This is a genomic window from Nocardioides sp. NPDC054178 (genome assembly GCF_055585005.1).
The window spans coordinates 422,470-438,900 of record NZ_JBVJKY010000003.1 but is presented as its reverse complement, the minus strand read 5'-3'; the positions used below and the strand labels follow the sequence as shown (position 1 = coordinate 438,900).

Annotated in this window: 16 protein-coding genes; 5 read left to right on the top strand and 11 right to left on the bottom strand. The window is 70.0% G+C overall.

Translation table 11 applies throughout. From position 1 onward, the window contains the following. The first annotated feature begins 67 nt into the window (after nucleotides 1–67). Nucleotides 68–571: a GNAT family N-acetyltransferase gene (locus tag ACZ6WN_RS14685; RefSeq protein WP_465865483.1), complete on the top strand. Its 504-nt coding sequence runs from the start codon at nucleotides 68–70 to the stop codon at nucleotides 569–571. Here ACZ6WN_RS14685 and ACZ6WN_RS14680 read toward each other — a convergent pair. Then, nucleotides 562–1,785: a cytochrome P450 gene (locus ACZ6WN_RS14680; protein ID WP_465865481.1), complete on the bottom strand. Its 1,224-nt coding sequence runs from the start codon at nucleotides 1,783–1,785 to the stop codon at nucleotides 562–564. The two genes, ACZ6WN_RS14685 and ACZ6WN_RS14680, sit on opposite strands and share 10 nt — an antisense overlap. Nucleotides 1,786–2,000: 215 nt before the next feature. Between ACZ6WN_RS14680 and ACZ6WN_RS14675 the strand changes: the two genes are divergently transcribed. Genes ACZ6WN_RS14675 through ACZ6WN_RS14660 form a run of 4 tightly spaced genes read left to right on the top strand, consistent with a single transcriptional unit; the run spans nucleotide 2,001 to nucleotide 7,645 of the window. Beyond that, nucleotides 2,001–3,164, top strand: coding sequence for a steroid 3-ketoacyl-CoA thiolase (locus tag ACZ6WN_RS14675; RefSeq protein WP_465865480.1), 1,164 nt, complete (start codon nucleotides 2,001–2,003; stop codon nucleotides 3,162–3,164). A 2-nt stretch (nucleotides 3,165–3,166) separates the two neighbouring features. Beyond that, nucleotides 3,167–4,789, top strand: coding sequence for a GMC family oxidoreductase (locus ACZ6WN_RS14670; protein WP_465865478.1), 1,623 nt, complete (start codon nucleotides 3,167–3,169; stop codon nucleotides 4,787–4,789). 34 nt (nucleotides 4,790–4,823) lie between these two features. Next, complete coding sequence (locus ACZ6WN_RS14665) at nucleotides 4,824–6,407, top strand: succinic semialdehyde dehydrogenase (protein WP_465865476.1); 1,584 nt, start codon at nucleotides 4,824–4,826, stop codon at nucleotides 6,405–6,407. Further along, a complete protein-coding gene (locus ACZ6WN_RS14660; RefSeq protein WP_465865475.1) occupies nucleotides 6,404–7,645 on the top strand; it encodes a hypothetical protein in 1,242 nt (413 codons plus the stop codon). The genes ACZ6WN_RS14665 and ACZ6WN_RS14660 overlap by 4 nt, the downstream gene beginning before the upstream one ends. Before the next feature lie 8 nt (nucleotides 7,646–7,653). Here ACZ6WN_RS14660 and ACZ6WN_RS14655 read toward each other — a convergent pair whose 3' ends face one another. The 10 genes from ACZ6WN_RS14655 to ACZ6WN_RS14610 all read right to left on the bottom strand — a co-directional run bounded on the left by ACZ6WN_RS14655 (nucleotide 7,654) and on the right by ACZ6WN_RS14610 (nucleotide 16,393). After that, nucleotides 7,654–8,079, bottom strand: a complete 426-nt coding sequence (locus ACZ6WN_RS14655; RefSeq protein WP_465865473.1) for a nitroreductase/quinone reductase family protein — start codon at nucleotides 8,077–8,079, stop codon at nucleotides 7,654–7,656. A gap of 65 nt (nucleotides 8,080–8,144) precedes the next feature. Continuing rightward, nucleotides 8,145–9,755: an FAD-dependent oxidoreductase gene (locus ACZ6WN_RS14650; RefSeq protein ID WP_465865471.1), complete on the bottom strand. Its 1,611-nt coding sequence runs from the start codon at nucleotides 9,753–9,755 to the stop codon at nucleotides 8,145–8,147. A 6-nt stretch (nucleotides 9,756–9,761) separates the two neighbouring features. Beyond that, entirely contained in the window at nucleotides 9,762–10,193 is a 432-nt protein-coding gene (locus tag ACZ6WN_RS14645; protein ID WP_465865470.1) for a carboxymuconolactone decarboxylase family protein, read from the bottom strand. A gap of 18 nt (nucleotides 10,194–10,211) precedes the next feature. Then, the gene (locus ACZ6WN_RS14640) at nucleotides 10,212–11,093 is read right to left on the bottom strand and encodes an NAD(P)-dependent oxidoreductase (protein ID WP_465865468.1); all 882 of its coding nucleotides are present in this window, start codon (nucleotides 11,091–11,093) and stop codon (nucleotides 10,212–10,214) included. Then, nucleotides 11,090–11,836 carry an SDR family oxidoreductase gene (locus tag ACZ6WN_RS14635; RefSeq protein ID WP_465865467.1) on the bottom strand — a complete coding sequence of 249 codons (747 nt, stop codon included), beginning with the start codon at nucleotides 11,834–11,836 and terminating at the stop codon, nucleotides 11,090–11,092. Before ACZ6WN_RS14635 ends, ACZ6WN_RS14640 begins: the two co-directional genes overlap by 4 nt. 150 nt (nucleotides 11,837–11,986) lie before the next feature. Further along, on the bottom strand, nucleotides 11,987–13,471 hold the full coding sequence (locus ACZ6WN_RS14630) for an aldehyde dehydrogenase (RefSeq protein WP_465865466.1): 1,485 nt from the start codon (nucleotides 13,469–13,471) through the stop codon (nucleotides 11,987–11,989). Further along, nucleotides 13,468–14,076, bottom strand: coding sequence for a hypothetical protein (locus ACZ6WN_RS14625; protein ID WP_465865465.1), 609 nt, complete (start codon nucleotides 14,074–14,076; stop codon nucleotides 13,468–13,470). Before ACZ6WN_RS14625 ends, ACZ6WN_RS14630 begins: the two co-directional genes overlap by 4 nt. Further along, a complete protein-coding gene (locus tag ACZ6WN_RS14620) occupies nucleotides 14,077–14,271 on the bottom strand; it encodes a ferredoxin (protein WP_465865463.1) in 195 nt (64 codons plus the stop codon). It lies immediately after the preceding gene. Then, nucleotides 14,268–15,620, bottom strand: coding sequence for a cytochrome P450 (locus ACZ6WN_RS14615; protein WP_465865461.1), 1,353 nt, complete (start codon nucleotides 15,618–15,620; stop codon nucleotides 14,268–14,270). The genes ACZ6WN_RS14620 and ACZ6WN_RS14615 overlap by 4 nt, the downstream gene beginning before the upstream one ends. Further along, complete coding sequence (locus tag ACZ6WN_RS14610) at nucleotides 15,617–16,393, bottom strand: SDR family oxidoreductase (RefSeq protein WP_465865460.1); 777 nt, start codon at nucleotides 16,391–16,393, stop codon at nucleotides 15,617–15,619. The genes ACZ6WN_RS14615 and ACZ6WN_RS14610 overlap by 4 nt, the downstream gene beginning before the upstream one ends. Nucleotides 16,394–16,431 lie beyond the last annotated feature (38 nt).

Sequence of the window (16,431 nt, the reverse complement as noted above, 5' to 3'; positions counted from 1 at the left end):
CGTTCGGTCCATCTGAACCACGGCCTCCGATAACGTGCGGGGCCATGGAGTGCCGGACATGAGGGCGATGAACTTTGCAGGGCTCAGCAAGCTGCTCGTCGTGCCGGACGGGTTCGAGGCGCCGACGGTGCTCACCCACGGCGACCTGACGGCGCGGCCGCTGTCGCGCGAGTGCCTGGCCGATGACGTACGCGCCATCAACGCCGACATCGACCTCATCAACGCGACCCGGGGCGGCGGCTGGCCGACGGGCCCGACCTCGGAGGAGGAGGACTACATCGACCTCGTGTGGCACGAGGGCGAATGGAAGGAGAACAAGTCGTTCTCCTACGTCCTGGAGACCACGGACCTCGGCTACGTCGGGTGTGCCTATCTCTACCCGCTGGGCGTGCGGCAGGAGCTGAGCGAGGAGCTGGCGGCCCACGACGTCGACGTCAGCTGGTGGGTGACCACCGAGGCCTACGAGCAGGGGCTCTACGAGGTGGTCCATGAAGCGCTGAAGAAGTGGGTGCCGGCTCACTATCCGTTCCGCCGGCCCCACTTCTCCAACGTGGTACTGCCTCAGGCGTAGGTGACCGGAAGCTCCTTGATGCCGTTGATCCAGGCGTGACGCAGGCGGCGCGGGGCGCCGTTCGGCTTCAGGTCGGGCATCCGGTCGGCGATCACGTCGAACATGATCCGCACCTCCATCCGGGCCAGGTTGGCGCCGATGCAGTAGTGCGCACCGTGGCCACCGAAGGCGAGGTGGGGGTTGTGCTCGCGGGTGATGTCGAAGGTGTCGGGGTCGTCGAAGACGTCCTCGTCGTGGTTCCCGGAGGCGTAGTAGAGCCCGACGCGCTGCCCGGCCTTGACGAGCTGGCCGCCGACCTCCACGTCGTTGATCGCGGTGCGGTGGAAGACGGTCACCGGGGTCGCCCAGCGGATGACCTCGTCGACCATCGTGTCGGGCCGCTCCTTCTTCCACAGCTCCCACTGGTCGGGGTTCTCGAAGAAGGCCTGCATGCCGTGGGAGATCGCGTTGCGGGTGGTCTCGTTGCCGGCGACCGCGAGCAGGATGACGAAGAAGCCGAACTCGTCATCGCCCAGCGCGCCGCCCTCCAGCTCGGCGTTGACGAGCTTGGAGATGATGTCGTCCTTGGGGTCGGCCTTGCGCTCGGCGGCCAGCGTCATGGCGTACGTCAGGATCTCGATCGAGGCGGCCTCGGGGTCGGCGTCGTAGTCCGGGTCGTCGTAGGCGAGCATCTGGTTGGACCAGTCGAAGAGCTTGCGCCGGTCCTCCTGCGGGACGCCGAGCAGCTCGGCGATGGCCTGGAGCGGGAGCTCTGCGGCGACCTCGGAGACGAAGTCGCCCTCACCCTTGGCCAGCGCGTCGTCGATGATGCCGTTGGCCCGCTCGATCAGGCGCTCCTTGAGGGCATTGATCGCGCGCGGGGTGAATCCGCGGCTGATGATCTGGCGCAGCTTGGTGTGATCGGGCGCGTCGTGGTGGATCAGCATCGCGCGCTGCAGCTCGACCTGCTCGCGGGTCATGTCCGGCGCGAACCGGATGATGACACCGTTCTCGTTGGTGCTGAAGTTCTCGCTGTCCTTGGAGACGGCGAGGATGTCCTCGTGCTTGCTGACCGCCCAGAAGCCGGTGTCGAGGAACCCGGCTCGCGCCTCGGGCTTCTGCTCGATCCAGAAGACCGGAGCCGTACGTCGCAGCTCCATGAACTCCTGGAGCGGGACGCGCTCCTCGTTGAGCACGGGATCAGTCGGATCGAAATCCACGGGGAGAGCGGTCACGGGTGTGCTCCTTCGAGGTCTTTTCTGTAACACGTTCTAGTTTATCGTCACACAGTGCTCGCCGTCACACAAGAGGCTCGGTCCACAAGGGTTGCGCCAAACGAGAACACGTTCTACTTTGGGACAATCGAGTGTAACCGGTGTCACGTCATCAGGCGTGGCGGTGCGCTGCCGCGCACCAGCGACTTGTCGATACCCCCGAAGAGCGAGGTTCCATGGGCACGCCCGTCATCGTCGAAGCCGTCCGTACCCCCATCGGCAAGCGCAAGGGCTGGCTGGCCGGCCTGCACCCGGGCGTCCTGCTCGGTGCCGCCCAGGTCGAGGTGCTCAAGCGCGCCGGCGTCGACCCCGACCTGGTGGATCAGGTCATCGGCGGCTGCGTCTCCCAGGCGGGCGAGCAGTCCAACAACATGGTCCGCCGCGCCTGGCTCCACGCCGGGCTGCCGATCCACACCGGCTCGACGGTCATCGATGCCCAGTGCTCCTCGGCCCAGCAGGCCACGCACCTGATCAACGCGATGATCACCTCCGACCAGATCAAGGTCGGCATCGCCTGCGGCATCGAGTCGATGTCACGCATCCCGCTGGGCGCCAACGTGCCCAAGGACGCCGGCGACCCCCGTCCCGCGGACTGGAACATCGATCTGCCCAACCAGTTCGAGGGCGCCGACCGGATCGTGAAGAACCGCGGGTTCTCCCGCAACGAGGTCGACGAGTTCGGTCTCTGGTCGCAGGTCAAGGCGCGCCAGGCGCGCGACGCCGGCCGCTTCACGAGCCAGATCTTCGCCGTCGAGGCCCCCGTGCTCGACGAGGAGGGCAACCCCACCGGCGAGGTACGCACCGTCACCGAGGACCAGGGCATCCGCGACACCTCGCTGGACAAGCTGGCCGGCCTCAGCCCGGTGCTCGAGGGCGGCACCCACACCGCCGGCACCTCCTCGCAGATCTCCGACGGCGCCTCGGCGCTGCTGCTGATGGACTCGTCGGTCGCCTCTTCGCTGGGGCTGAAGCCTCGGGCGAGGATCGTGACGTCCAACCTCGTCGGCTCCGACCCCTACTACCACCTCGACGGCCCCGTCCAGGCGACCGAGAAGGCGCTGAAGGACACCGGGATGACGATCGGTGACATCGACATCGCCGAGGTCAACGAGGCCTTCGCCGGCGTGGTCATGTCCTGGGCCAAGGTGCACCAGGTGCCCGAGGAGAAGATCAACGTCAACGGTGGCGCGATCGCGCTCGGCCACCCGGTCGGCTCGACCGGCACCCGCCTGCTCACCGCGGCGCTGCACGAGCTCGAGCGCCGCGACGCGTCCACCGCACTGGTCTCGATGTGCGCCGGTGGCGCGCAGGCCACCGCGACGATCATCGAGAGGATCTGATCGTGCCCAAGTCCAAGGTCACTGAGGCCGAGTACGTCGTCGTCGGCGCAGGCTCGGCCGGATGTGCCGTCGCCGGCCGCCTGGCCGCGGCCGGCAGGTCGGTCATCCTGCTCGAGGCGGGCAAGAACGACAAGCACAACTACCTGGTCACCAAGCCCGGCATGATCGGTCCCCTGCACGCCGAGCCGCGGCTGAAGAAGCTCGTCGACTGGGGCTACCACACGGTCCCCCAGCAGCACGCCCGCAACCGTGAGCTCCCCCAGCCGCGCGGCAAGGTGCTGGGCGGCTCCTCCTCCATCAACGGCCTGCTCTGGGTCCGGGGCAACCGGGCCAACTACGACGCCTGGGCGGCCGAGGGCAACACCGGCTGGGACGCGGACTCGGTCAACGAGGCGTACCGGCGGGTCGAGGACTACGAGGGCGGCGGCTCCGACTACCGCGGCACGGGCGGCCCGATCAAGGTCATGAAGCACCCGCGGCCGACCGAGGCGTCGCTCTCCTTCCAGCGCGCCGCTGCCGAGACCCTCGACGTGAAGGTGCTCGACGACTACAACGGCGCCGAGCAGGAGGGCGTCTCGACGTTCCAGCAGAGCGCGATCGACGGGCTGCGCTACTCGGCCTCGCGGGGCTATCTCCACGACCAGGAGCTGCCGAGCCTGACCACGCTCACCCGTGTGCACGTCTCGAGGATCGTGATCGAGAACGGGCAGGCGAAGGGCGTCGAGATCCTCACGAAGCAGGGCCCGCAGACGATCTCGGCGACCCGGGAGGTCATCGTCTCCGCAGGCGTCTTCGGCTCCGCGCAGCTGCTGATGCTCTCCGGAATCGGTCATTCCGCCCACCTGGCCGAGCACGGGATCACCGCGATCCACGACCTGCCGGTCGGGGACAACCTGCACGACCACATGTTCGTGCCGACCACCTGGGAGATGCCGACCGCGCTGCACCACGGCACCGCCGGCTACTTCGGCAAGGCGGTCCTCAAGGAGCAGACGGTCGGGAAGTCGATCCTGGGCCACACCGTCTTCGAGACGGTCGGCTTCGTCCGCACCTCGCTGGCCACCGACGTACCCGACCTGCAGCTGCACGTCCTCCCCTGGGCCTACCCCTCCCCCAACCAGGACGCGCCGATCCGTCACGAGGTCGACCCGCGGGCGGCGCTGACGGTGATGTCGTCGCTGATCTACCCACGCTCGCGCGGGACGCTGCGGCTGCGCAACGCCGACCCGACCGCCGAGCCGCTGATCGACTTCAACTACCTCGCCGAGCCCGAGGACAAGCGCGTCCTGCTGGAGGGGGTGGAGATGATCCGCGAGATCATGGCCTCCCCCGCCTTCGGCGACCAGGTCAAGTCCGAGATCCACCCCGGCACGGCGATCGACGCCGAGGCGATGAAGGACGAGGTGACCAACCGCGCGACCTCGATCTACCACGGTGTCGGCTCCTGCCGGATGGGCGTCGACGAGCGCGCCGTGGTCGACCCGCAGCTCCGCGTGCGCGGCATCGACGGCCTCCGCGTCGCCGACGCCTCGATCATGCCGTCGATCATCGGCGGCAACACCAACGCTCCGGCGGTCATGATCGGTGACCGTTGCGCGACCTTCATTCTCGACGAAGATTCCTAGAGCCGTCCTCGACAACCGCTGATCGGAAGCAGACATGAGCACTGACACCGCGAAGACAGCAGGCGTACGCCGCCCCGACTGGATCACCGAGGAGCTGCTGACCGAGCTGGTCGCGCGGGTCCCGTCCTCGACGGGTGCGTCCTGGAAGCTCACCGAGGTCTACACCGGTGAGGTGCTGGTGGCGCTGCCGCAGTCCTCACCCGAAGACGTGGAGCGAGCCGCGGCCGCCGGACGGGCGGCGCAGCGCGAGTGGGCGGCGACCCCGCTCCCGCAGCGCCTGGCCGTCTTCAGGCGCGCCCACGAGCTGATCCTGCAGAACCAGCACAAGATCGCCGACCTCATCCAGGCCGAGTCGGGCAAGGCCCGCCGGATCGCGTTCGAGGAGGTCTGCGACCCGCCGATGGTGATCTCGCACTACCTCAGGCGGGCGCCGAAGCTGCTCAAGGACAAGAAGCGCCCGGGGGTGATGCCGGTGCTGTCGAGCTCGATCGAGCGCCACCCGCCGCGGGGCCTGATCGGGATCATCGCGCCGTGGAACTTCCCGTTCGCGACCGGCCTCTCCGACGCGATCCCGGCGCTCATGGCCGGCAACGCGGTGCTCCTCAAGCCCGACAACAAGACGGCGCTCTCGCCGCTGTTCGGGATCTCGCTGCTCGAGCAGGCGGGCCTGCCGAAGGGCCTGTTCCAGGTGGTCTGCGGCGAGGGCCCGGACGTGGGTCCGACGATGCTGGACAACGTCGACTACGCGATGTTCACCGGCTCGACCGCCACCGGCCGGGTGATCGGCGAGCAGGCGGGCCGCAACCTGATCGGCGCCTGCCTCGAGCTCGGCGGCAAGAACCCGATGATCGTCCTCGACGACGCCGACATCGACGAGACCGTCGGCGGCTCGATGTTCGCCGTCTTCGGCAACACCGGCCAGATCTGCATGCACATCGAGCGGATCTACATCCCGGACGCGATGTACGACGAGTTCCGCGACAAGTTCGTGGCCGCCGTCGAGGGGATGCGGATCGAGGCGGCGTACGCCTTCGGGCCCGACCTCGGGGCGCTGGTCTCACCCGACCACCTGGCGCGGGTGCAGTCGCACGTGGATGACGCGGTGACCAAGGGTGCCACCGTGCTGACCGGCGGCAGGGCGCGGCCCGACATCGGCCCGACCTTCTTCGAGCCGACCATCTTGGAGGGCACCACGAAGGAGATGCTGCACGGGGTGACCGAGACGTTCGGGCCGGTCGTCTCGCTGCACCGCTACTCGACGCTCGAGGAGGCCATCGAGCTGGCCAACGACACCGAGTACGGGCTCAACGCCTCGGTGTGGACCACGAACTTCAAGCGCGCGCAGGCGATCGCCGCGCGGATCGAGTCGGGCAACGTCAACATCAACGACGGCCTCGCCACCGCCTACGCCTCGAAGTCCACCCCGTCGGGCGGCATGAAGCAGTCCGGTGTCGGCGCTCGTCACGGCGACCAGGGGCTGCTGAAGTACACCGAGACCCAGAACGTCGCGACCCTGAAGAAGCAGGTCATGGGGCCGCAGGGCAAGCAGACCTTCGACGACTACGCCAAGCAGATGCAGATGTCGTTGCGGTGGATGCGGAAGCTCCACATCCGTTGACCCCCTCACGCTATGCCGAGCTGACGCGGGAGGAGCTCGCCGAGGTCGTCCGCGAGCTCCTCCTGGTCGGCCAGCTGATCGACCGCTCCGGGATGGCGTGGTGCATCTCGGCCTTCGGGCGCGAGGAGATGCTCCGGATCGCGATCGTGGAGTGGGCCGCGGCCTCGCCGATCTACACCCGGCGGATGCAGGCCGCGCTCGGCTACGCGCCGGCGGTGCCCGGGCAGGGTGACGTACCGACCATCTTCAAGGGGCTCCAGCTCGACATCGGCGCGCCGCCGCAGTTCATGGACTTCCGCTACACCGTCCACGACGCCCGCCACGGCGAGTTCCACCTCGACCACTGCGGCGCGCTGATGGACGTGGAGCCGATGGGCGAGGAGTACGTCCGCGGGATGTGCCACGACATCGAGGACCCCACCTTCGACGCCACCGCCATCGCGACCCATCCCCGCGCCCAGGTGCGTCCGGTGCACCGGCCGCCGCGGACGCCGGCCGACCGGACGCCCCACTGCCGCTGGACCGTGACCATCGACGACACCCATCCCGAGGCGGTGGCCATCCCGGAGCTCGCCGTCAACGAGCGCTCGCGGGCGGCTGGGCTGGAGCTGGCGCCGATCGACCCCGCCGAGGACGGCGCGGCCGACTATGCCGGACCGCTGGTCTCCGATCTCGACCTGGCCGCGTTCTCCCACTCCGCGCTGACCCGCATCGCCGACGAGGTGTGCCTGCAGATGGCGCTGCTCGACCGCGGCTTCACCCTCGCGCTGGAGCCACGGGTGACCTCGCCCGAGCAGCTCCTCGACATCCGCCGCAAGCAGCTGGTCGGGGTCGCCGGGATCGCCGGCTCCCGCCTGGCCCGTGTCCTCTCGCCGCCGCCGGACGAGAAGGGCGCGCTGCGACTGCTCGCGCTCCACCCGATGCTCAACCCGGCTGCGTACGTCTCGGTCGAGGCGGACGCGGACGCGCTGGTCGTGCGGCCCTCGGCCGCCGACGAGGACGGCGCCTGGGTCTCGTTGATCGGACCGGAATGGTTCGTTCCGCTCCAGGCGGCGGTGCAGGCGCTCGACCCTCACCTCGACGTCGAGGTGAGCGACCTCGAGAACGGCTGGCGGGTCGAGGTCCTACGGCGCCCCGAGCCGGCCGCCGAGGCCTCCGAGGTCGCGGTGGTGCGGTTCAGCACCGGCGCGGACTTCGCCTTCGAGCCGCGCCGGTCGCTGCCGATCACCCCGGTCTGAGCCTCGGCTCAGCGACGGCGCAGCGCGAGGACCGGGATGACCCGGTCGGTCTTGGCCTCGTAGTCGCCGAACCCGGGGCTCATCTCCTTGAACCGCTCCCAGGCCGCGTCGCGCTCGGCGCCCTTCAGCTCGCTGACCTCGACCTCGACGACGCCCTCGTCGGGGGTCTCGATCTTCGTCTCCGGGTGGGCCAGGAGGTTGTGATACCACGCCGGGTTCTCGGGCGCGCCGGCCTTGGAGGCGGCGATCAGCCAGGTGTCGGCGTCGGGATGGAGGTTGGCCACCGGCGAGACGCGCTCCTTACCGGTCTTGGCACCGGTGTGGTGAACGAGCACGAGCCCGCGCCCGAACGGCACCGAGGTCACGTTGCCGTCGTTCGAGCGGAACTCGTCGATGATCGACTGGTTCCAGTCCTTGTATGAGCTGTCTGACATGGAGTGCCTTTCCCCCGAGGAATCGGTTTTCACCCACTCTTGCAGACATCCCCAACGGGCACGGGTCAAACGCGGGCGAGTGCCGCGATCCGCACCTGCTCCTCCCGGTCGGTCACCTTCGCCCGCGGCCGGCCGATCTCCTTGCCGGACTCGCACTCGTGGGTGTCGAGCGTGTTCCAGCCGGTCTGGTCGACGACGATCACGCCGCGTTCCGCCAGCAGGTCGTCGAGGGGCGCTCCCGTGGGGTCGGCGAGCGAGCCGGCGGCGTAGTCGTCCAGGAGGGTGCGTACGGTCTCGGCGGCGCAGGCCCGGTTGGTGCCGATCACGCCGCTGGGGCCGCGCTTCGCCCAGCCCGCGGTGTAGGTGCCCTCGGCCCCGAGCACCCGGCCGGCCTCGTGGAGGAACCGGCCGGTGGCCTCCTCCATCGGGACACCGGCGACACCCGCGGAGCGGTAGCCGGTGGCACGGACGACCAGCCCGGCCTCGATCTCCTCGCCGTCGTCGAAACGCACCCCGGCGGTGGTCTCCGCGCCGAGGATCTCGGTCGGAGTGAGCCCGAAGCGGAGGACCAGCCGCTTCGCGGCGTCCGTACGCGGCCGGGCGGCCAGGTCGCGCAGCAGGTCGGCCTTCTGGAGCGCCGCGAAGGTGGCTGCACTGCGTTCGGTCAGGTCGGCCTCGGTCGGCAGGGCGCTCAGGTCCGCCTCGTCGACCACGACGTCGAGACCCGGGTCCTCGGCCAGCGCCCGCAGCTCGGGGCTGGTGAAGGCGGCGTGCTCGGCGCCGCGACGGGCGGTGACGACGACCTCGCGGATACCGCTGGCGGGCAGGGCCGCGAGCGCGGCCGGAGCCAGGTCGGAGGCCTTCAGCGCCGCCTCGTCGGCCAGCAGCAGCCTGGCCAGGTCGAGGGCGACGTTGCCGTTGCCGATGACGACGGCGCGCTCGTGGGTGAGCGGGAAGGTGAGCCCGGCACGGTCGGGATGGCCGTTGTACCAGCCGACGAGCTCAGCCGCCGACGTCGAGCCCGGCAGCTCCTCCCCCGGCAGGCCGAGGCTGCGGCCCTCGCCGGCGCCGGTGGTGTAGACGACCGCGTGGTGGGCGGCGAGCAGCTCCTCGTGGGTGACGTCGCGCCCGATCTCGACGTTGTAGCGCGTGCGCACCCGGCGATGGCGGGCCGTCTTGGCGAAGTCCGTGGCCACCTCCTTGGTGTCCAGGTGGTCGGGCGCGACGCCGTAGCGGACCAGGCCGTAGGGGGTCGCGAGGCGGTCGATGACGGTGATCTCGACGTCGCAGCGGCGGGTGGCGGCGAGCTCCTGGGCGACGTACCACCCGGCCGGGCCGGCGCCGACCACCGCCACCTTCAGCGGGCCGCCGGGGATCTTCGCTCCCTGGGGCGGCAGCGGCGCGGGCTCGTCCTGCTCACCGGTGAACTCGAAGAAGGCCGCGTTGATGTCGATGTAGGGCGCGAAGGCGTCCGGGACCTCGTAGTCCGGGAAGATCGCGTTGACCGGGCAGGCGTCCTCGCAGGCGCCGCAGTCGATGCACTCGTCGGGGTGGATGTAGAGCATCTCGGCGGCGCCGAAGCCGGGCTCGTCCGGTGCCGGGTGGATGCAGTCGACCGGGCAGACCTCCACGCAGGAGGCGTCGTTGCAGCAGGACTGGGTGATGACGTACGTCATGTGCGGCTAGGCCTCCTCGGCGGCGCTCTTCTTCGCGGCGGCCCGCTGGGCACGCCCGATGGTCTCCTCGACGACCGTGTTCATCCTGGCACCATCCGGCCACCCCGCGTAGTGACTCAGGAAGACCACGATCTCCCGGAGCTCGTCCTCGCAGAGCTCGCCGTTGGCGTACGCCGCGGGGATCTGGATCCCGAGCACGTCCGCGGCGCCCCTGCCGGCGAGCAGACCGATCAGCAGCAGCCGCCGGTCGCGCGTGGTCAGGCCGGGACGTCGCCAGATGTCGCCGAAGAGGTGGTCGGCGGTGTAGCGGAAGAAGTCGCCCTCGCCGTCGGCCATGTCGAAGCCGTAGACCTCCTCCATCTTGCGCAGGCCGTTGGCGCGCGCCTCGGGGAGGTCGGCGAACTTGTCGGTGCCCTCACTCATGTGTTCTGTGCTCATGTGTCCGTGGTTCCTTGTTCAGTGGGATGAGTCCTCGGGGAGACCGAGCCCCGGTGCCAGCCGCTCGAGCGCGAGCCGGGCGAGCGGCACCTCGACGCCGAGCTCGTCGGCGAGCGCGATCGCGAAGCCGAGGTCCTTCTCCCCCAGCGCGACCACGTGAGCGAAGACGCCGTGCCAGAAGTCGCCCTCCTCGATCGGCGCGGTGGTGTCGCGGTGCATGATCGCGCCCGGTCCTCCGGTGATCGCGTCGGTGTGGCGTACCACCTCGCCGAGCGCCACCAGGTCGAGCCCGGCCGCCTCGGCGAGGCGCTGGGCCTCGGCGGCGGCGGTGAAGGAGGCGAAGTGGAGCAGGTTGCGGGCCAGCTTGAGCCTGGTCCCGGCGCCGACCGGGCCGGCATGGACCACCTTGGAGCCCATCGCCTCGAGGACCGGGGCGGCCGCTGCGTACGCCTCGGGGGTGCCGCCCACGAGGATGGCCAGGGTGCCCTCAGCAGCTCCCATCGGTCCGCCCGAGACAGGTGCGTCGAGCACGTCGACGCCGTGGGGCTCAGCGGTCGCCGCGAGCTCGGCCGGGGTGTCCGGGGCGACCGTGGAGTGCACCAGGACCGTGAGCGGGTCGCCCTCGGGACGGTCGCCGACGGCGGCGAGCACCTCGGTGAGCACCTGGCGGACCTGGTCGTCGTCGCGCACCATCACGCTCAGCACGTCGACGGCCGAGGCCAGCTCGGCGACCGAGGCCGCGGTCTTGGCACCGGCGGCGCCGAGCTCGGCAACCGGCTCGGCGGCGATGTCGTGGACCCACAGCTCGATCCCGTCGGTGCCCGCCAGCTGGAGCGCCATCGGCCTGCCGATGTTGCCGAGCCCCACGAACCCCGCGCGGATTCCGGTCACGGGGTTCACAGCCGGAAGGTCCCGCCGCCGTCGACGGCGATGATCTGTCCCGAGATCCACGAGGACTCCTCGGAGAGGAGGAACTTCGCGGTCCCGACCATGTCCTCGGTGGTGCCGAGGCGCTTGATCGCCATGCCCTTCGTCATCTCTCGCGCCGCATCGCCGGCCTGGACCCGGGTCGCCTCGGTGTCGGTCGGCCCCGGCGCGATCGCGTTGACCCGGATGTTCATCCCGCCGAGCTCGTGGGCGAGCTGCTGGGTCAGGCCGTTGATGCCGACCTTGGCCAGGCCGTAGAAGCCGGAGTAGAGATAGGCGGCGGTGGAGGACTGGTTGACGATCGCCCCGCCGCCGCGCTTCTGCATCGCCGGGTAGACGGCTCGGGTCATCACCAGGGCGCCGTCGAGGTTCACGCCCATGAACTTCCGGTAGTAGTCCCAGTCGACGGTGATCAGCAGGTCGAAGGCCATGTCGCCGTAGATCGCGGCGTTGTTGACCAGCCCGTCGATGCCGCCGTACGCCTCGGTCGTCTCCGCCACCAGCGCCGCGGCCGACGCGTGGTCGGAGACATCGCAGCGGACGAACCTGGCGACGCCGCCGGCGGCCTCGATCTCCTTGGCGACCTGCTGCCCCTTCTCCTCGTTCAGGTCGGCGACGACGACGGCGGCCCCCTCGGCGGCCAGCCCCTTGGCGTACGCCTCCCCGATCCCCTGCGCCGCCCCCGTCACGACGACGACCTTGCCCTCAAACCTCATCCGTCACTCCTTCTTCTCCCCCGCCGAGTCGGCGCGTCCTGACATCAATCCCTGTCGAGTCGGCGCGTCCTGACATCGATCTCCGTCGAGTCGGCGCGTTATAACGAGCCGACTCGACGGGCATTTTCGTCAGGATGAGCCGACTCGGCTTCATGCGGGCTCCGCGATCAGCTTGGTCTCGAGGTACTCCTCGAAGCCTTCGACACCCATCTCCCGGCCGAGGCCGGACTGCTTGTAGCCGCCGAAGGGCGCGTCCGGTCCGAACCACTGACCGCCGTTGACACCGATCGTGCCGGTGCGGATCCGGGCGGCCACGGACTTCGCGCGCTCCAGCGACCCGGACTCGACCGAGCCGGAGAGTCCGTAGGGCGAGTCGTTGGCGATGCGTACGGCATCGTCGTCGCCGTCGTGGGCGATGACCGTGAGCACGGGGCCGAAGATCTCCTCCCGGGCGACGCGGGCGGTGTTGTCGAGGCCGGCGACGACGGTGGGCTCGATCCAGAAGCCGTCCGCCAGGTCGCCCGACCGGGCCGCGACGGCGCCGCCGGTGGCGAAGCGGCCACCCTCCTCCTGCGCGAGCGCGAGGTAGCCGAGGATCCGGTCGCGCTGGACCGCGGAGATCACCGGGCCGCAGATCGTGCCGGCATCGGCCGGGTCGCCCGCGCCGAGCGAGGCCATCGTCGCGGCGGCCGCCTCCACGGCCGCGTCGTAGGACTCGCGGGGCACCAGCAGCCGGGTGGTCAGAGCACAGCCCTGACCTGCGTGGACGGCGACCGAGAAGGCCGCCATCGAGGCGGCCGAGGCGACGTCGGCATCGTCGAGGACGATCGCCGCGGACTTGCCGCCGAGCTCGAGGAAGACCTTCTTCAGGCTGGGTGCCGCGGCCGCCATGATCGCCCGGCCGGTGGCCGTCGAGCCGGTGAAGGAGACCAGGTCGACCCGCGGGTCCTCGGCCAGCATCGCGGCCACCCGGTTGTCGCGCGGGGTGACGACGTTGAACACGCCCGGCGGGAGGTCGGTGTGCTCGGCCGCCAGGCGCCCGAGCTCTGCGGCCAGCCACGGCGTGTCCGGGGCGGGCTTGAGGATCACCGTGTTGCCCGCCGCCAGCGCCGGGCCGATCTTGGCCAGGTTGATCTGGTTGGGGAAGTTCCACGGCGTGATCGCCGCGACGACCCCGACGGCCTCCTTGCGCACCGTGCGGCGCGAGGAGATCCCCATCGTGACCCCGACACCGAGGTCGCGCTCCCACTCGTAGGACTCGGCCAGGTCGATCGTCCACCTCAACGTCTCGACGGGGGTGTCGAACTGGGGGCCGGCCACCAGGAACGCCGGCGCACCGACCTCGGCGGTGGTCAACTCACGCAGCGCCTCGGCGTTGTCGAGGATCGCCTGATGGAGCTGGCGCAGGCACCGGACCCGGAACGCCACGTCGCTCGACCAGTCCGTCTCGTCGAAGGCCTTGCGCGCGGCGGCGATGGCCGCGTCCATGTCCGCGGCCGTCGAGTCGGGTGCGCGCCCGATCTCGGCACCCGTGGCCGGGTTGAGGATGGCGTACGTCTCGCCGGAGCTCGCTACGCCGAGCTTGCCGTCGACCAGCTGCTGGGCGGGCGGGTTGGTGGGGTTCCTGGTCGTCACACGGGCTCCTGGGTCACGAAGTTCCCGGCCGCCACGGGCGGCGGCCAGACGGTCGAGGGCAGGTCGGCGAGGCGGTAGTGGCCGGGCTGCTCGATCCCGTTGAGCGACATCCGCTCCAGCAGCCCGGCGGTCGCCTTCTTGGCCTTGACGATGTCGAGGAAGGTGGTCGCCGTGGACCCGAGGTCGAACCAGTCCCGCTGCCAGGCGAACTCCAGCCCGTCGCCGTCGGGCCGCGGCGCGACGCCGAACCAGGAGCCGCCGATCCCGAGGATCTCGTACTCCTCCCCCGTCGCGTCGTCGACGATCCCGGCCCGCTGGCGCCAGAAGCCGATCACCATCGCGTTGACGTCGTCGATCACGGTCGCCTGGTAGTCGTAGTGCCAGCCCTCGAGGCCGGCCATCTCGGTGCCGAGCGCCCACTCCCGGATCTGCTCGCGGCCCACGGCCATGAAGTGCTCGTCGGGGGTGTACATCCAGCCGTACGTCGCGTCCTCGGCGTACGCATCGGCCAGCTGCGACCACTCACCCTCAACCTCAGCCTTACGGTTGAGAGCGAGCCAGTCGGCCCAGAACGCCTCGATCTCGGCGCGGTTCAGGTCAGGCATTCAGTCCTCCAGGGTGAGAGCGAAAGCAGGGCAGTACTTGACGGCCGCACGTGCCGCCACGAGCTGGTCGGCCGACGGCTCGGTGACGCGTACGACGACCTGGTAGCTGTCCTCGTCGTAGCCGAAGAGCTCCGGAGCCTCGGCAAGGCACTCCTGGTGCCCCTGGCAGAGTCCCAGGTCAGCGACGAGCTTCATGCTCGCCTCCGGTAGCGGACGCGGCAGGGCTGCTGGAGCTGGATCACCATCTTGGTGAAGTCGTCGGCGTAGGACTCCAGCGGCTGCGCGGCCTCGAAGGTGTAGTCGCGCAGGACGACCGAGAAGATCGCCTTCATCTGCATCATCGCGAACGCGTTGCCGACGCAGCGGTGCTTGCCGGCGCCGAACGGGATCCAGGTCCAGCGGTTCTGCATGTCCTCCTGGCGAGGGTCGAGGTAGCGGCTCGGGTCGAAGGACTCGGCCTTCGGGAAGTCGTCCTCGATCCGGTTGGAGACCCGCGGGGAGGCGGCGAGCAGGGTGCCGGCCGGGATCGTCTCGCCGAGCAGCTCGAAGTCCTCGCGCACCAGCCTCATCAAGATGATCAGCGGCGGATGGAGCCGCAGGGTCTCCTTCAGCGCCGCCTCCAGCACCGGGATCGAGCGCAACGCCTGGAAGCTCACCTCCGCACCGTCCGCGTAGAGGTCGTCGAGCTCGGCGACGACCTCGTCCATCACCGACGGGTTGCGGAGCAGCTCGATCATCGCCCACGACGCGGTCCCCGAGGAGGTGTGGTGCCCGGCGAACATCATCGAGATGAAGATGCCGGTGATCGTGTCGGTGTCCATCTCGATCGAGATCAGCACGTCGAGCAGGTCGCGCTCCTCGCGCGGCACCTTGCCGCGGGCGACCCGCTTGTCGATGATCGCCTGGACGAGCGCGACCAGCCTCTCCCGGGCGGCGTCGCGCATCCGGAAGTTGTCGATGTCGGCATGGGCATCGACGTACGCGATCGCGTCGGTGCCGTGCTCCAGCTCGTGGTAGTGCTGGGCGAAGGAGGAGTCCAGCTCCTCGCGGAACGGCTTGCCGACCAGGCAGGCCGAGGTGGTGTAGATGGTCAGCTCGGCGAAGAAGTCGAGCAGGTCGATCTCGCCCTCCTCGCCCCAGCCGGCGATCATCCGGCGGATCTCGGCCTCGATCGTCTGCGCGTGCCCGCGCATCATGTCGCCGCGCAGCGCCTGGTTCTTCAGCATCTGCTGCCGCTCCTCCGGAGAGGCGTCGAAGACGACGCCCTTGCCGAAGATCGGCGTCATGAACGGGTACGCCGCCGCCTGGTCGAGCACGTCGTCGGGCGCCCGGAAGAACGCCTCATTGGCCTCGGCCCCGGTGACCAGGACGACGTCCTTGTCGGCGAGGCGGAAGCGCCCGAGGTCGCCGCACTCGTCGCGGACGCGGGTGAACAGCGAGATCGGGTCGACCCGCATCTCGGGCAGGTGTCCGGTGCCGCGGATGATCTCGGGGACGCTCGGGTCCTGGTCGTCCAGGACGGTGGAGACGGTGGGGATCGTCATCGTGCCTCCTGCACAGGGGCTTCGGGGTTGACGTCGATGGTGCTGATGTGGATTCCGCGCCTGGCGGTCACGACCGAGGTGATCGCGTCGGCCAGCGCGCGGGCCTTGAGGAAGTGCGGGTGCCGCGCGAGACCCCATCTGACCCACTGCTCCAGGACGAACCCGCCGAGCTCGGCGGGCCACTCGTTGCCGATGTCGGAGTGGGTGGGGCCGGGGCGGACGATGGACGCTCTCACCCCAGTGCCTTCGAGCTCCATCTGGAGCGCGTTGACCATGCCTTCCAGGCCCCACTTGGAGGCTGCGTACGCCCCCATGAACGGCCGCGGCTTCACCGCCACGTCGGAGGAGAGGAAGACCAGGTCGCCGCGCTGCCGCTCGATCATCCCGGGCCCGAAGGCACGCAGGACCCGATGGGCGCCGAGCAGGTTGACGTCCACCTGGCCCGCGAAGGTCTCCGTGGGCACGTCGACGGTCGCTCCCGGGTGGGTGACGCCGGCGTTGCTCACCACGACCTCGACGTCCCCGAGGTCGGCGACCACCTTCGCGGCGAACTCGGCGACCGAGTCGTCGGAGGTCACGTCGAGCGGGTGCGCGACCGCCTCTCCCCCGTCGGCGCGGATCGCGGCGGCGACCTCCTCGATCCGCTCGACCCGCCGTGCTCCCAGCGCGACCGGGAACCCAGCGGTGGCCAGCGCCTTCGCTGTCTCCGCGCCGATCCCGGAGGAGGCGCCGGTGATCACCGCCGGGCGGCGCTCGGGCTGGGCGTACTTCATGCGTCCTCCCTGGATGCTGACCGAGCTACCTCGGTGAG

What these genes read in the sequence shown, in the direction of transcription:
- ACZ6WN_RS14645 (WP_465865470.1), bottom strand. Translation starts at nt 10,193, where the DNA reads ATGAGCACAGAACACATGAGTGAGGGCACCGACAAGTTCGCCGACCTC.
- ACZ6WN_RS14620 (WP_465865463.1), bottom strand. Translation starts at nt 14,271, where the DNA reads ATGAAGCTCGTCGCTGACCTGGGACTCTGCCAGGGGCACCAGGAGTGC.
- ACZ6WN_RS14615 (WP_465865461.1), bottom strand. Translation starts at nt 15,620, where the DNA reads ATGACGATCCCCACCGTCTCCACCGTCCTGGACGACCAGGACCCGAGC.
- ACZ6WN_RS14650 (WP_465865471.1), bottom strand. Translation starts at nt 9,755, where the DNA reads ATGACGTACGTCATCACCCAGTCCTGCTGCAACGACGCCTCCTGCGTG.
- ACZ6WN_RS14635 (WP_465865467.1), bottom strand. Translation starts at nt 11,836, where the DNA reads ATGAGGTTTGAGGGCAAGGTCGTCGTCGTGACGGGGGCGGCGCAGGGG.
- ACZ6WN_RS14685 (WP_465865483.1), top strand. Translation starts at nt 68, where the DNA reads ATGAACTTTGCAGGGCTCAGCAAGCTGCTCGTCGTGCCGGACGGGTTC.
- ACZ6WN_RS14610 (WP_465865460.1), bottom strand. Translation starts at nt 16,393, where the DNA reads ATGAAGTACGCCCAGCCCGAGCGCCGCCCGGCGGTGATCACCGGCGCC.
- ACZ6WN_RS14625 (WP_465865465.1), bottom strand. Translation starts at nt 14,076, where the DNA reads ATGCCTGACCTGAACCGCGCCGAGATCGAGGCGTTCTGGGCCGACTGG.
- ACZ6WN_RS14655 (WP_465865473.1), bottom strand. Translation starts at nt 8,079, where the DNA reads ATGTCAGACAGCTCATACAAGGACTGGAACCAGTCGATCATCGACGAG.
- ACZ6WN_RS14675 (WP_465865480.1), top strand. Translation starts at nt 2,001, where the DNA reads ATGGGCACGCCCGTCATCGTCGAAGCCGTCCGTACCCCCATCGGCAAG.
- ACZ6WN_RS14665 (WP_465865476.1), top strand. Translation starts at nt 4,824, where the DNA reads ATGAGCACTGACACCGCGAAGACAGCAGGCGTACGCCGCCCCGACTGG.